We start from the raw sequence: 14,855 nt of genomic DNA on the forward strand, positions 1-14,855 counted from the left end.
ATGAAATAATATCCAGGGTCAGATTTCTTTTAAAGTTAGCACCAACACTCACAAGTCACATGTGTACCAAGGCATCTAGAAACACTACAAGTTACAGTGCTTGTGCAAGGACTTGTCGCTTGCTTTAATGTTAGATCATTAATTTGTAAGTCCAAATCAAAGGTGTCCTCTTGTTCGAAAAAGACTAATTCTGGAGAATTCATCTTAATCCCTCCCTTCGATAAAGTTGAGAGAACCTCAAGGAGCAATCTCTCTATATATAAGACGCATCAAGAGAGAAAAAGTTTCTTTTTATTACATCATTTAAAATTTTTACCTTTTTTTCGCAAAAAAGTATCTTCCCGAAACTTCTTATAGTAAGGCTATTTTTGCTGATCAATCTCTTCAATAACCTGTCTCATATAAGCCAGTACTTCATCCTTGATTTCGTTATGCTGCAGAGCATAATGAATAGTAGTTTCAATGAATCCTAATTTCTCGCCAACGTCATGGCGATTGCCGTCAAATTCGTAGGCCAGGATCGGATTCTTTTCTCCCAGTTTGGACAATGCGTCCGTCAACTGAATCTCCCCGCCTACTCCCGCCGATTGCTGACCCAGGATATCAAAAATATCAGGCGTCAGAATATAACGTCCCATGATCGCCAAGTTGGAGGTTGCTTCTTCCTTCTTTGGCTTTTCTACCAATCGTTCCGCCTCAGAGATTTTGGAAGTAAGTGCATGACCTTCAACTATGCCGTAACGATGTACCTCGTTCCAATCCACTTGTTTTACACCTACAACAGAACGCTGATACTCATCGAACACGTCAATCATCTGTTTGAGGCATGGATTCTCAGACTCAACGATGTCATCCCCTAAAAGGACGGCAAAGGGTTCGTCACCGATAAACTTACGTGCACACCAGATGGCATGCCCCAACCCTTTAGGTTCCTTTTGACGAATATAGTGGATATCTGCCATCTCCGATGGTTTACGCACTTCATTGAGCAGATCCCATTTTTCCTTCGCAGTCAAATTATGCTCCAGCTCAAAGGAGTAGTCAAAATGATCCTCAATCGCCCTTTTGCCTTTACCAGTAACGATAATGATATCCTCTATACCAGATGCAACAGCCTCTTCAATAATATATTGAATTGTTGGTTTGTCTACAATGGGAAGCATCTCTTTAGGCATCGCTTTCGTAGCAGGAAGGAACCGAGTCCCTAATCCCGCAGCAGGAATAATCGCTTTACGGATTTTCATAGGTTAAACTCCTTTGTCTTCAATATAACGGATAGATATACTGTCTATGATTATAACAGGAAGATAGATGAATTTGATAGGTTAAAGAAGAAGACACCTTCCCTCAAAGAGAACATGTCTTCTAATCACTTGCTTTCTATATGAATATATTATGCTGCCGGAATCTTTCTGGCTCCCGAACAAATATACAGTTATTTACTTCACCAGCTGCCCACGTGTAACACCCAACTGATTCGTCGCTTTCAGCGTCTTCCATACTTGTGTTCCACTGATTTCTCCGCGCAGGGCACGGTTATAGAGATCAATAACCTCATGCACTTGCTCCGGTGTCTCCTCCAAAAATTCCACGCGGTAATGGGACACGCCCAGCTCCAGGAAGTTGGACAGATATTCCGCGCCGGATTGCTCAATCGCGTTGTACACCGTGTTGCGGCAGCCTTCGTCCACACGGACCGGATGAGACATACCAATTCGATCACGCAGGGATGCGCGATGGTCCTCACATGGACGTCCACAGTTAGTGTAGTCGGTGCCTTCACTCATAAAGGTGCAGTATACGCAATGTTCAGTATGGAACATTGGCATATGCTGCTGGATCACGATCTCCAGCTTATCAGTACGTGTACGTCTGAGCATATCGACCATTTGCTGAATGTTCAGATCGTACGAAGGCGTAACCAGGTCGCAGCCGGAATCCAGGAACAGATCAGCCGCTTTATGGTTGGCTATGTTCAGCGAGAAGTCACCAATCAATTGCGGGTGATGTGCGTCCGGGTTCTCCAACCGATGTCGCAAGTAGAAATACAGTGCCCCTGGATTGCGTACCAACACAGCATCCGGCTTCAAGCGCAGGATGTTGTTGTGGTAGCCATTTTCACCCGGCATGTGAATACGCGGGGTCGCCAGCGCAATTCGGCGGCCTGCAGCGTGCACAGCCTCTACGGCTGCTGGGAATTGCTTGATGAACTCGAAGTCGGCGTAGATGAATTCCACGCCGGCCTCGAGCGCAGCCTCCACCTGAGGGAGGCTGCGGCACAACGCGGTCAGCTCTGCCTGACCGCGTGCCACAGACGATGCCGGAGCCGATGCATCGTCATACACCTCGACCGCCCGTTTCGTGTACACGGGCGGTTTGGGACGCTCGCCCGCGAGCAGTTCCACCGCCTGACGGCGGATACCGTTCAGCTCGCGCATCGGCACGATGACGTCCCCATGCAGATGGACGTCCAGTTCTTCCAGCTGGAACACCGTTCCGCCCAGTCGGCCGAACTGCTCTTCGAGCAGTTCGTGCGTCATCGGACGCTTCTGGGCAATTTCGAGTTCCAGCTCGGAGTCCACGCGGACCGTTGTGCCCTTTTGCACATCGGTCCACCACGTCGACAGCGGTTGCCCTGGGGAGCCGCTGACTCGCACATGTACCGGGAAGACCCGGTACGGCTTGTCCGTGTCGTACGACTGGCGCAGACGTTTATCCAGCGCTGGGTCGTTGGTCTTCCAAATGCGGTCGCCCACGTGCACACGGCGCAGATCCACATCGTTGCGTCCCGCTACGATGTCAATGATCCAGCCTTCTCCGGCTTCGCCTTCAATCTTCACGCCCTTGCGACGGATATCGTATACGCGTCCGCCTTCTTCCTTTTGCGTGGGATCTCCCGCATCGAATACAATCCCATCGCCACGCTTGAGTGGGGCATCAATACGGCACACTACACCATCACGAAGGATTTGTTCCACTCGGCCCAGATACACCCCCCGGCTTTTCGGGAACGTACCGTCAACCAGCTTCTTGTTATTGGTCCCTTCGAGAAAACCGTGCGTAAAGCCGCGTGAAAAGCTCTGTTGCAGCTCGCGGATATCTTCTTTGCTGGTCTTGGACGTATCGCCATCAAAATACTTATCAATGGCCTTGCGGTACTTGCTGACCACATTCGCCACATATTCAGGTGTTTTCAGTCGCCCTTCAATTTTAAAAGAAACAACACCCGCGTCGATCAGTTCAGGCATCAAGTCAATCGCTGCCAGATCCTTAGGTGACAGCAGATACGTCACATCTGCCATTGGTTTCTGCTCTCCGTCCACCATCAGATCGTAAGGTAAACGACATGCCTGTGCACACTCACCACGGTTAGCAGAGCGGCCGCCCCACATTTCTGAAGTCAGGCATTGGCCAGAATAAGATACGCATAACGCTCCATGTACGAATACCTCCATTGGAAGTCTCGCCTGGTCGCCTATTTTTTGGATCTGTTTCAGGTTGTTTTCGCGTCCAAGCACGACCCGTTCCATATTGTACGGCTTTGTAAACTCTACCGCTTCCGGCGAGGTAATCGTCATTTGGGTAGAACCATGGATCGGGAAATCCGGTGAAATGTCGCGGATCATTTTCACCAAGCCCATATCTTGGACAATTAAGGCGTCGACTCCGGCATCAATACAGGCATCGACCAGCTCCTTAGCGTCCTCCAACTCGTTTTCAAATACCAATATATTGAATGTTAAAAAACCTTTAACTCCATAGCTATGCAAAAACGCCATAATTTCAGGCAGTTCCTCCATGCGAAAATTATTCGCTCGTGCTCGTGCATTGAACTTTTCCACCCCGAAAAAGATCGCATCAGCCCCGTTTGCCACCGCCGCACGCATACAATCCCAGTCACCGGCTGGTGCCAGAAGCTCGACATCTTCTCTTCGTACTGCTGATTTCATTATTGCCCTCCCCATATGCTGAAAACGAATGATCCCCCGAGGAATAATCGTTGTTTTCAGGGCAGCTATGCTGCTTACTTGGTAATCTCATGGATGTTCCATAGACTCATTCCAAAGCTGATCATGTTTAGTCAGGGGAATGGAAGCCTACTAAGAATCATATTTTAAATCCTATCCGTCTCTATCATCTTGTCCGATCATCCACACACTGAACCATCGGTTCCTCGCGTGAATTACATCTAACTCAAAAAATCCGCATCACAAACATCTGCGGCAGAATCATTCTTATCTTGTAACTAATCTAGTGTACCAGACTGCGACCTAAGCTTCTACACTTTCCAAGCGATTCCTTTAAAAAATAATACTAAAAACACCTCCAATCCCGTCAAACGGTGCTTTGGAGGTGAGTCATCCTATCATTAACTAGGCAAACCTATACTTCGCAAGCATTTCTCCCCAGGGTGATATTCCCTTCTCCCTGAAGCCTGATTTACTATATAGCTTTCTAGCTAGTTCATTGTCTGGTTTATACCCAATCATGATAACATCCGTCCTATCACTGGCTTTCCTTATTTCGTCGATAACCAGCAACATCGCATTGTAGCCATAACCTTGACCTTGAAATTTTTCGTCAATCATAAATCGGTAAACCCAGTAATTTCCGTCATCCGGGTCTAAACCATACATTGTAAAACCAATTAATTCGTCATCATTATAAATTGCTTTAGATAAAAATCCATCTAAAAACTGACATTCCGCAATCGAAAAAAGGTTAGATACCATAAATCTTTTTTGCTCAGGTGTCGGTTCAAGTTCGGCACATGCTTCCCAATTATGTTTGTCGACTGCTTTTAGCGTAATCATTTTGGATTCCTCCTATACGGGGAAATCCGTATCGACTTCCCTAGTGCTTACTTCACTCATTATAAGATTGGCGGTATTTGGCGGGCGCCAGTGAAGCGGGCCATTTGAATCCGAAGAAGCGTCAGCGCTCGTAGGCTCAAATGGCACGCGTAGCGCTTCCCCCACAACCTCGCTAATCTCTTACCTACACCCTCTTACTTCACAAAATTAAACGAATTTAACGTCGAATCCAGTGCGTTAGACTGTACAGCCGTGTTGTTCGCATCATTCAATGTCGTTGTCACGGTATACGTTTTTCCATCACGTTCTAAAACCAATTGGTGGCCTGTGTAGCCAATGCCTTCCTCGATACGATGGAATGTAAAGGACACTGCCGGAACACCAGCAAATGTTACGTCCTTAACTTCCTCAACTTTGAGGTTTTTGTAGTTCTTTGCTTGCTTATCGTAGAAGTCCTTGAGCTGGGATACCGTTAGTTCAAATGATTGGTCGTTGTCGATTTTGATGGAAAAGCGTCCTCCGGTAAACTGGTACTCTACATCGCCCAATTCAAATTGATCGCTAATCGCGGTCCAATATCGTGGGATATTCACTGTATATTCATAGGCTTTTGACGTCTTTTTGACCGTTTTCGTTTTGTCTGTCAAATAGTCGTCTTCTTCCAACTGTCCAAAGTTACTCGCTACGGTTTGAAAATCGATTTGAAGCGAGGAAATGAGCGCGTTGAACTGATCATTTCCTTTGCTTACTTTTTCAGGCACTGCGTATTCAGCCAAGTAGCGGTATCCATTTTGCTGAATCAGCACATTGTACTCTTTGACCCATCCATCGCCAAAATTATAGCGGTACTCCTGTACTAACCCTTGAACGCCTGCAACCTCCAGCGGATACGTCTTCTGTGCCTCATAAGCCGTGGACACAAATGAATCGCTCAGCCATTTTTGCAGCTGCTGGCCCCAGTTCTCCAATTTTCCATCTGCTGGAGCTGAGGTTACTTTCACACGGAAGCTCGATCCATCATTACTTTCATATTGCATCCGTTGATCGTCCATTTTCCAGCCTGCGGGTATGCTGAGTGACACACCGTAGTCTGGATTCCCGGCCTCGCGTGTGCCTCCTACGACAGTAGACAAGTCTTTAATACTTTTATCCTGCGCATTAAAGGAGGTCTTGAAGGAATTTAAAAGTCCCGCATACTGGGCCAGATCTTTATAATTCGTTGCTTTAGCATCGGAAAAATAAACTACATACAATCGTCCGTTGTCATAGTACTGACGATTTTCCCACAGCACGCCGTCCCCATCCTTCGTAATGACACGAGCATAAGGTACCTTCGCTTTCGGGAAGGATTTTCGATCGATCACAGTTTCTCCCGTTTCCTTGGCTGCCTGCACCAATTGTTGCAGCAGATCGTCCGCATTCAGTGGAACCGGCTGTGACGCTGTGTGCACTTCCATATAATACGCACTGTTCTCGTCCATAAATGTGGAAATACTCTCATCTCCACCTCCCTGACCGATGACGAGCCCTGTTGGATAGTTCATAGACCAGTCATAGTAACTGTTCCCGATCTGTGTCTTACCCTCATCATTATCAATGTTCGGTGTCTCTTCAGCTACCGTGCCTGCCTCTTCTTGTGCTTCCATCCGAATAATGATTCCGGCACCATTCTTCTCCAACTTACCGCCAAGCCCTTCTGCTACTTGACGCAGAGGCACCATGAGAATACCTGATGACATTTCCGGTGGAGCTGGAAGTGTCACCTTGTGACCTCTCACCCACGCTGTACTTCTACCAATGGTTAGCGATACAACATGAGTTCCGCTAGTGATTTTAACCACATTATCTTCAGCTAATCGAATTTTGCTGTTAAATGCCTTTTTAAACACACCAGCCGGAACCATCAGTGCACCACTTTTGGAATACGGCTTCGTAATATTGGCATTATGACCGTTCACGATGGCTGTATTGCTGCCGCTTTGCAACCGTAATTCCAGCATGGTTTTATCATGATCTGCTGCAACTGCTGGCAAAGCGGAAAGCAGAAGGGACAATGCGACAGCGCCGACCCCCAGCTTACGCATCATTTTTCTTTGAATATGCTTCACAGTAAATCTCCCTTTAGCTTTATTTTATAGATTCAAGAGGCATTATTGTTCACTTTCCAGTAGTTGCTCCTTGAGCTGGCTCCGATGCTTCCTTAGAAGGCGCTACACCACCATCTTCAGCGGCTTCCGAACCGTTCGAATCTTCACTATCTTCTCCAGACTGAATGGACTCATAGATTTCACCATTATCCTGTGTCAGTACCAGCTTGCGCTTCACAATATCACCGTCAGACTGCATAAGTACACTCACCGTTTGACCTGGTTGATAGTTTTTAAGCAGTTCATTGACATCAATAGCGGAAGCTACACGCTTACCGTTAATACTATACAGCTCATCGCCTTCCTTGATTTTGGCCTGAACGGCATTGGCTGAAGTAATTTTCGTAACTTTCAAAGGATCCTCGGTAGGTAATCCGACGATAGCTGACCAGCTTTCTTCCAGCCCTAGACCAAGACTAGCGCGCCGAACCTCTCCGTATTTGAAAAATTGGCCGATGACATATTTCACCGTATCCGCCGGAATCGAAAAGCCCATATTTTCAATGCCGACCGCCGAGAATTTCATCGTATTGATCCCAATGACCTCACCCTTGAGATTGACCAGCGGACCGCCGCTGTTACCAGGATTGATCGCGGTATCACTTTGGATCAAACGATAAGCAGCGTTGACACCACGGTTCAGCCCGCTAACCACACCTGAGGTTGCCGAATTGCGAAGTGAAAAGGATATAGGCGTACCAATAGCCACTACCTGCTCCCCTACCTGTAGACTGTTCGTTGAAGTTGCCAAGGTAGCGGGTTTGAGGCCGCTTGCCTTGATTTTAACTAATGCCAAATCACTGATCGGATCGCTATAGCTGTCGGTGATTCCGTAAGATTTTCCGTCCGAGGTTACGACCACGGCATCACCTAATCCTTCGATAACATGCGCATTCGTCACAATCCATCCATCTGTACGAATGATGACACCCGTGCCGTGAGCCAGGTTGTATCGATCTCCTCCTGCTACGGTCTCTCCCGTGGCTGAACGGCCAATGATACCAACCACAGAAGGAGATACATTTTTAACCACCTGCGGCACACGACCGGCCGATAACGTATATGTACCATTTGCGCTGTTATATGCGCCGCTGGTTCCTAATGCCTTATTCATATCGCTTACGTTAACATAGACCCCGCCATTAATGACTTTGGCCTTTAACGCAGTTCCACTGCTGGCTGCACCTGCCGTTCCAGAAATACATAGAGCGCTGCCCAAAGCCAGAACAACTGCCCTTTTCCCCATCTTACGCATATACTCACCATTCCCTCTCTTACATGACCCTGTTCTATCAGTTAGTCCAAATCTACCATAGAGGGGACACGTATACAATCGCTTTAAGCCCTATCTTTTTCTAAAAGGCGCCGTTTGCTGCATCCCTGTCCTCTCATGCTATTTATATTATAAATTTTCCAAATCCTTATATCAAAAAAATAAGCAAAAACGATAAATAATCGTTATACCGTTTAGGTCATTCCTTCATTTACGGGCATAACCAACTATGATACCATCACATTATATCTTAGTTTTATTGTCGGAAATAAAGAATAAAATCATGACTCCTCTATCCAAAACACTAAAGTATAAATAAGCACCTACAGGAGGTTAAAAGAATGGCCTACGAACCAATCTGGAACGCTCATCCCGATAAGCTTAACAAATTCGAGTTAGTCAAGCTGGAAAAGGACGGTCTCGACGTTATCCGTACCATTATCGAAAACTATGCCAATGAAGGCTATGACTCGATCTCTGCGGACGATATGGACCGTTTCAAATGGGCTGGGGTATATCAGCAAAAGCCCAAGGATGGTCATTTCATGATGCGAGTCCGCATCAACACAGGGATCATGACTTCAGCACAGGCACATGCATTGGCGGACATATCCGCGCTATATGGACGCGGTCTTGTGGACGTCACCACTCGCCAGGCGATTCAATTTCACTGGCTGACAGTCGAAAGCTTGCCCGATATTTTTGAAAGACTGGAAAAAGTCAACTTGTATTCCTTCGAAGCCTGTGGAGACTGCCCGCGTACCATTGTCGGTAATCCGCTGGCTGGTATTGATCCCAATGAATTGGTAGATACCCAAGAGATTGTAGATGAAGTAAACCGTTTTTTCTTATTAAATCGAGACTTCTCCAATCTGCCGCGTAAGTACAAAATGTCTATCTCCAGTAATACGTACAACAATGCACAGGCTGAAATTAACGACCTGTCCTTCACTCCGGCCACCAAGATCCTCGACGGAAAAGAAGTGATCGGCTTCCATGTGATGGTTGGTGGAGGTTTGTCCGCCAAGCCGCATATGGCACAGTCTCTGGATTTGTTTGTTCGTCCAGAGGAAGTGCTGAAGGTTGCTATTGCTGTCACCACCATTTTCCGTGATTACGGCTATCGGGAAAAGCGGCACCATGCTCGCTTGAAATTCCTCGTTGTCGATTGGGGCCCAGACAAATTTCTGGCTAAGCTCACCGAGTACATCGGTGAAATGCCCGGACGAGGTGAAGACAAAACGATTGGCTGGCAAGCCGCCTATTTTGACGGTGTGCATCCTCAAGCCCAAAAAGGCCTGAACTATGTCGGTCTGAACGTGCCTGTCGGTCGCCTTAGCGCTGACGAGTTGCATGAACTGGCCGAACTGGCTGACCGCTATGGCGATGGTCAGATTCGTACCACGATGTCGCAAAATATTTTGCTGAGCGGCGTGCCGGATGAGCAAGTGGATGAACTACTGGAAGCTCCCGTGCTGCAACGCCTGACACCACGACCCAAGCATTTTATGAGTCGTACGGTATCGTGCACAGGAAATGAGTTTTGCAATCTGGCGATTGTGGAAACCAAAAAACGGGCGGTTGACGTTGCCGAGTATTTGGATCAGCACGTACAATTGGATGAAAAGGTGCGCATTCATTTTATCGGTTGCCCAAATTCCTGCGGTCAAAAGCATATTGCGGACATCGGTCTGCAAGGCTCGCTCATAAAGACACCCGAAGGCTTGGTCGACGCGTTCGACATCGCTGTCGGCGGAGCGCTTGGGGCAGGCGCCCAGTTTAACAAGGCGCTCAAAGGTCGCGTACGTGGGGATCAGGTTGGACCTGTGCTGGCGGAGCTCATTCTGTTCTACAAAGAAAACAGGAGCGCTGGCGAAAGCTTTTACGCATATGTACAGCGTGTAGGTATTCCGACTTTCCAGGAAAAGCTGTCTGCCATTTTACAGTCCAGCCACGTTGCATCCTAAATATAGAGCCTATTAACAGCCTGCTTGTATCCCATATACAAGCAGGCTGTTTCTTATCGCCATACAGCCCCGCAATATCGTCTCCCTCACTTTCACAAAAAAAAGACACCGGATTACTCCGGTATCAATATTTTCGCAAAATCAAGCACTGTCGGTTTATGAGCGCCTGTTGTAGATGTCACCACCGCGTAGCCTGAAGGTATCTTATATATCAATCCCGTATCATACCGGATGCCGAAGGAATTGTCCTCCTTATAATGAGTCCTCGTTTCCCACACCTTCGTACCGTTTTCTTTCAAGCCTGTAATGGTGATGCCATGCATCTTCGTCGTTTTCCCCAGTGGATCATATTGATCACTGAACTGGACATACAGCTGCTCCTCAGGCAGATACACCTGGTCAGCCCCGTAGTCCGCTGTATTGCTAAATAATTGCAGACTATTACTTAGCACCTGTGTACGCTTGCTGTTTCCTTTAAGCCCTGTTACAGCAATATGACCGCTCGGCAACTCACGTACTGCGGCAATTTCTTTACCTGATCCCAAGTCCAGATGGATGTCACGGATATCGCGACCATATACATCTGCTTGTACCCCCACGGGACCATCTGAGCTGTTCAAAAGCGCATAATATCCATTGTGACTACCGACCAGCCAACCCGAGGTCACTCCGGCCGTCGTTCGATTCCATTGTATATCGCCAGTTTCAGTGTATTTGAGTACAGTGAAGGACTGTTCCGCAAGGTTCAGATAGGAGACCAGGAAACCGCCATCCTCCAGTGGCTCCAAGCCAACCTGAGAATCCTCCCCATGAGATATCAAGCCATCTGTGGGTAATGTTTTGGACCACAAGGTGTTTCCATCCTCGTCCAATCGTGAAGCCTGCAACTCTCGTATTCCGTTCGGTTTTGTATATTCAATCAGAAACAGCAAGCCACCATCCGACGTCTCCCGCTGGACTCCCCTGCTGCTTGTTCCAGGCTGTACGTTCAGATCCTGCTGATGTTTCCATACAGCCTCCACAGAACTGTCCAGCTTGCCATATGTGACGTGTACTACACTTGCTTCTGTATCGTCCTCGACGTTCAGCGTTAAAAACCCACCATTTGCTGTGGGTTGAATGTAATTGTGAGCGTTTCCTAAATCCTTAATACTGCCAATGGCCGCACTTGTTTCGATTTCGGCTTGTTTGGGCACAAACGCCTCGGACACCTCGGAGGCATAGGACGGTGCAGCACTATATCCCATCAAGCATGCCGCCAAAGCAGCTCCTGCTGCCCATGTATACACACGTGTACGTAAAACTCTACTTTGCTTAACCTTCAAGCGTTCCAGCTCCCTTCATGACTTCCTCAGAGATGTTGTATGAACCTTAGATGTGATAAAACTAGAGACGGTTTCGCTTCAACTTGTAATGGTGTCACGTGGGCACGGAACTTTGTATGATGCTATGACGATTTATATATTTACCTCTTCAAGTCCGAACCTAAACATCCAAAACTCCAAAATTTAGAGACTACTCAGAGACTTTCTGTCGATGAATATACGGATAGATTTATTATCCCAGCGCTTGGTAAACTACGTGTCACATGCTTTAACGCAGGAATTTGATAAAAGTTTTCTTTTTTTACAAAAAAAATAAAGCCCTGCCAAGGCGAAGGCATAAATACAGTAGTTCGTATTCTGCCTTCCTGCCTGTGCAGGGCTTTTAAAGCGTACGTTAAACGATATCTATAGATCGACTGTCTGAAGCGCTTGGCTACGCTCTGTATCCCGTTCAAGGATCGGCTTTAAGTATCGACCTGTATAGGATTCTTCGACTTTCACGAGTTGCTCCGGTGTCCCGGTAGCCAAGATCGTTCCACCGCCACTTCCGCCTTCCGGTCCCAAATCAATCAGATAATCGGCTGTTTTAATCACATCCAGATTATGCTCAATGACCAGCACCGTCTCTCCTGAATCAACCAAACGATGCAGCACCGTCAATAATCGATCAATATCGTGAACATGCAGACCAGTTGTCGGCTCATCCAAAATATAAATGGTTTTGCCTGTGCTGCGACGATACAATTCGGAGGCCAACTTCACACGCTGTGCTTCACCGCCAGACAAGGTAGTCGCAGGCTGACCCAGCTTGATATACCCCAAACCTACATCCATCAGCGTCTGGATCTTGCGATGAATCTTCGGAATATTTTCAAAAAACTCCGTCGCATCCTCTACCGTCATCTCCAGCACATCGGCAATACTTTTTCCTTTGTATTTAACCTCCAGGGTCTCCCGGTTGTAACGCTTGCCTTTGCACACTTCACATGGAACATACACATCTGGCAGAAAATGCATCTCAATCTTGATGATGCCGTCGCCTCTACAAGCTTCACAACGACCTCCCTTAACGTTAAAGCTAAAGCGGCCTTTCTTGTAGCCTCGTACTTTGGCCTCGTTCGTCTGCGAGAATAAGTCACGGATATCATCAAATACACCAGTATACGTTGCAGGATTGGAACGCGGTGTACGGCCAATTGGCGATTGATCGATCTCAACAACCTTTTCGATATGCTCTAGCCCGCGAATTTCTTTGTGCTGCCCTGGACGCACTCTCGCCCGGTTCAGATCACGCGCCAACGTTTTGTACAAAATTTCGTTGACCAGCGTCGACTTTCCAGAGCCGGATACACCAGTAACAGCCGAGAAAACACCCAACGGAATTTTGACATTCACATTTTTGAGATTGTTCTCCTTAGCTCCGCGAATCTCCAGCCACTTATCAGCAGGCTTGCGCCGCTCGGTATTGACCGGAATGAACTTGCGTCCGCTCAAATACTGCCCGGTTAAGGAATTCGGGTCTTCCATAACTTCCTGCGGGGTCCCCTGCGACATAATCATCCCACCGTGGATTCCAGCTCCCGGCCCGATATCAATGATATAGTCCGCCGCCATCATCGTATCTTCATCATGCTCCACCACGATCAAGGTATTGCCAAGATTCCGCATATGCTCCAAAGCACTAATCAGACGATCATTATCTCGCTGATGCAGCCCGATACTAGGCTCGTCCAAAATATAAAGCACACCCATCAGACTGGATCCGATCTGTGTCGCCAACCGGATACGCTGTGCCTCACCGCCTGACAACGTGCCTGCCGCACGGCTTAAAGTCAGGTATTCCAGACCCACGTTAACGAGGAATCCCAGTCGGCTGTTAATTTCTTTTAAAATGAGATTGGCAATCGACTTCTCCTTCTCACTCAGCTCCAGTGTATGGAAAAAGTTTGAGGCTTCACCGATAGACAGGGCTGTTACATAAGCAATATTGCGCTCTTGAATGGTTACCGACAGGCTTTCTTTTTTCAGTCGATGTCCCTTACAGGTGTTACATGGCTTTGCACTCATAAAGCCTTCAATAAATTCACGTATGCCCTCAGAAGCCGTATCACGATACCGACGCTCCAAGTTGGGGATAATCCCCTCAAAGGTCACATAGGCTTCCTTACGTTGACCAAAATCATTTTCATAGCGGAAACGGATCTTCTGCTCACCCGTTCCATGTAAAATGAGGTTCATTTGTTCTGTCGTCAATTGACTAACAGGAATGTCCTGTGGAATACCGTAGTGCTCGCATACTGACTGTAAAAATTGAGGATAATAAGTGGAAGTTCCCCCACTCCAAGCCTGAAACGCCCCATCTTCCACACTTTTTTCAGGATCGGGAATGAGCAAATCAGGGTCAACCACCATTTTAACTCCTAACCCATCGCAATCCGGGCAAGCGCCGAACGGACTATTAAAGGAAAACATCCGCGGAGACAGTTCATCTATGCTGAATCCACAAATAGGACATGCAAAGTTGGAGCTGAACCGCAACTCCTCTTGCCCCATAATGTCTACAAGCAACTGCCCGCCTGAAAGATTCAATGCCGTCTCAATAGAGTCAGACAGACGCGCACGCACATCTTCCTTGACAACGATGCGGTCTACGACCACTTCAATGGAGTGCTTCTTATTCTTTTCCAACTCAATCTTCTCAGACAATTCACGCAGTTCGCCATTCACACGTACCCGCACAAAGCCCTGCTTGGCTATATCCGTAAACAGTGTTTTATGCTCACCTTTGCGACCCGATACCAATGGAGCTAGGATTTGCAGTCGTGTCTTCTCAGGATACTGCAAAATGCGGTCTACCATCTGTTCGACGGTCTGTGACGTGATTTCAATGCCATGTTCAGGACAATGAGGATGACCCACCCGGGCAAACAACAACCGCAGGTAGTCATAGATTTCGGTAACTGTTCCGACAGTAGAACGCGGATTCCGACTTGTTGTTTTTTGGTCAATGGAAATGGCAGGAGACAGACCGTCAATCGAATCAACGTCTGGTTTCTCCATTTGCCCGAGGAATTGACGGGCATACGCAGATAAAGATTCCACATACCGCCGTTGCCCTTCCGCATAGATCGTATCGAAAGCCAGTGACGATTTACCAGAGCCGCTAAGCCCTGTCAGGACGACGAACTTGTCCCGTGGAATCGTCACGTCAATATTTTTGAGATTATGCGCGCGTGCGCCTTTGATGATGATGCTTTCATTCGCCAAATGTTTCATCTCCTTAGCCGTAGTTCACGTCATGCTATATCGCATTGGATTATCCCATGGAA

Annotated in this window: 9 protein-coding genes; 1 reads left to right on the plus strand and 8 read right to left on the minus strand. The window is 47.4% G+C overall.

Annotated elements, in window-relative coordinates; genetic code table 11:
- Positions 1–35: 35 nt before the first annotated feature.
- From MKY16_RS26210 to MKY16_RS22235, 6 genes are all read right to left on the minus strand, one after another.
- On the minus strand, positions 36–203 hold the full coding sequence (locus MKY16_RS26210) for an FDLD family class I lanthipeptide (protein WP_445744870.1): 168 nt from the start codon (positions 201–203) through the stop codon (positions 36–38).
- A gap of 159 nt (positions 204–362) precedes the next feature.
- A complete protein-coding gene (gene galU, locus MKY16_RS22215) occupies positions 363–1,244 on the minus strand; it encodes a UTP--glucose-1-phosphate uridylyltransferase GalU (RefSeq protein ID WP_340957024.1) in 882 nt (293 codons plus the stop codon).
- Positions 1,245–1,439: 195 nt separating this feature from the next.
- On the minus strand, positions 1,440–3,950 hold the full coding sequence (locus MKY16_RS22220; RefSeq protein ID WP_340957026.1) for a U32 family peptidase: 2,511 nt from the start codon (positions 3,948–3,950) through the stop codon (positions 1,440–1,442).
- A gap of 423 nt (positions 3,951–4,373) precedes the next feature.
- Entirely contained in the window at positions 4,374–4,814 is a 441-nt protein-coding gene (locus tag MKY16_RS22225) for a GNAT family N-acetyltransferase (RefSeq protein ID WP_039271408.1), read from the minus strand.
- Positions 4,815–5,008: 194 nt separating this feature from the next.
- Complete coding sequence (locus MKY16_RS22230; protein WP_340957029.1) at positions 5,009–6,922, minus strand: stalk domain-containing protein; 1,914 nt, start codon at positions 6,920–6,922, stop codon at positions 5,009–5,011.
- Positions 6,923–6,971: 49 nt separating this feature from the next.
- Positions 6,972–8,216 carry a S1C family serine protease gene (locus MKY16_RS22235; protein ID WP_340957031.1) on the minus strand — a complete coding sequence of 415 codons (1,245 nt, stop codon included), beginning with the start codon at positions 8,214–8,216 and terminating at the stop codon, positions 6,972–6,974.
- A 359-nt stretch (positions 8,217–8,575) separates the two neighbouring features.
- On the opposite strand from MKY16_RS22235, the gene MKY16_RS22240 reads away from it, so the two are divergent.
- On the plus strand, positions 8,576–10,201 hold the full coding sequence (locus MKY16_RS22240; protein ID WP_340957033.1) for a nitrite/sulfite reductase: 1,626 nt from the start codon (positions 8,576–8,578) through the stop codon (positions 10,199–10,201).
- Between the two features lie 113 nt (positions 10,202–10,314).
- Here the strand turns inward: MKY16_RS22240 and MKY16_RS22245 are convergent, their stop codons facing one another.
- Together MKY16_RS22245 and uvrA are read right to left on the minus strand one after the other, a co-directional pair.
- Complete coding sequence (locus MKY16_RS22245) at positions 10,315–11,526, minus strand: hypothetical protein (protein ID WP_029514534.1); 1,212 nt, start codon at positions 11,524–11,526, stop codon at positions 10,315–10,317.
- A 405-nt stretch (positions 11,527–11,931) separates the two neighbouring features.
- Positions 11,932–14,793 carry an excinuclease ABC subunit UvrA gene (gene uvrA / locus MKY16_RS22250; RefSeq protein ID WP_029514535.1) on the minus strand — a complete coding sequence of 954 codons (2,862 nt, stop codon included), beginning with the start codon at positions 14,791–14,793 and terminating at the stop codon, positions 11,932–11,934.
- Positions 14,794–14,855: the final 62 nt, after the last annotated feature.

It is taken from the genome of Paenibacillus sp. FSL L8-0641 (assembly GCF_038006265.1).
In the GTDB taxonomy this organism is placed as follows: Bacteria; Bacillota; Bacilli; order Paenibacillales; family Paenibacillaceae; genus Paenibacillus; species Paenibacillus polymyxa_D.

Excerpts from the sequence above, each read along its gene's own strand:
- MKY16_RS26210 (WP_445744870.1), bottom strand. The coding sequence starts at position 203 with ATGAATTCTCCAGAATTAGTCTTTTTCGAACAAGAGGACACCTTTGAT.
- galU (WP_340957024.1), bottom strand. The coding sequence starts at position 1,244 with ATGAAAATCCGTAAAGCGATTATTCCTGCTGCGGGATTAGGGACTCGG.
- MKY16_RS22220 (WP_340957026.1), bottom strand. The coding sequence starts at position 3,950 with ATGAAATCAGCAGTACGAAGAGAAGATGTCGAGCTTCTGGCACCAGCC.
- MKY16_RS22225 (WP_039271408.1), bottom strand. The coding sequence starts at position 4,814 with ATGATTACGCTAAAAGCAGTCGACAAACATAATTGGGAAGCATGTGCC.
- MKY16_RS22235 (WP_340957031.1), bottom strand. The coding sequence starts at position 8,216 with ATGCGTAAGATGGGGAAAAGGGCAGTTGTTCTGGCTTTGGGCAGCGCT.
- MKY16_RS22240 (WP_340957033.1), top strand. The coding sequence starts at position 8,576 with ATGGCCTACGAACCAATCTGGAACGCTCATCCCGATAAGCTTAACAAA.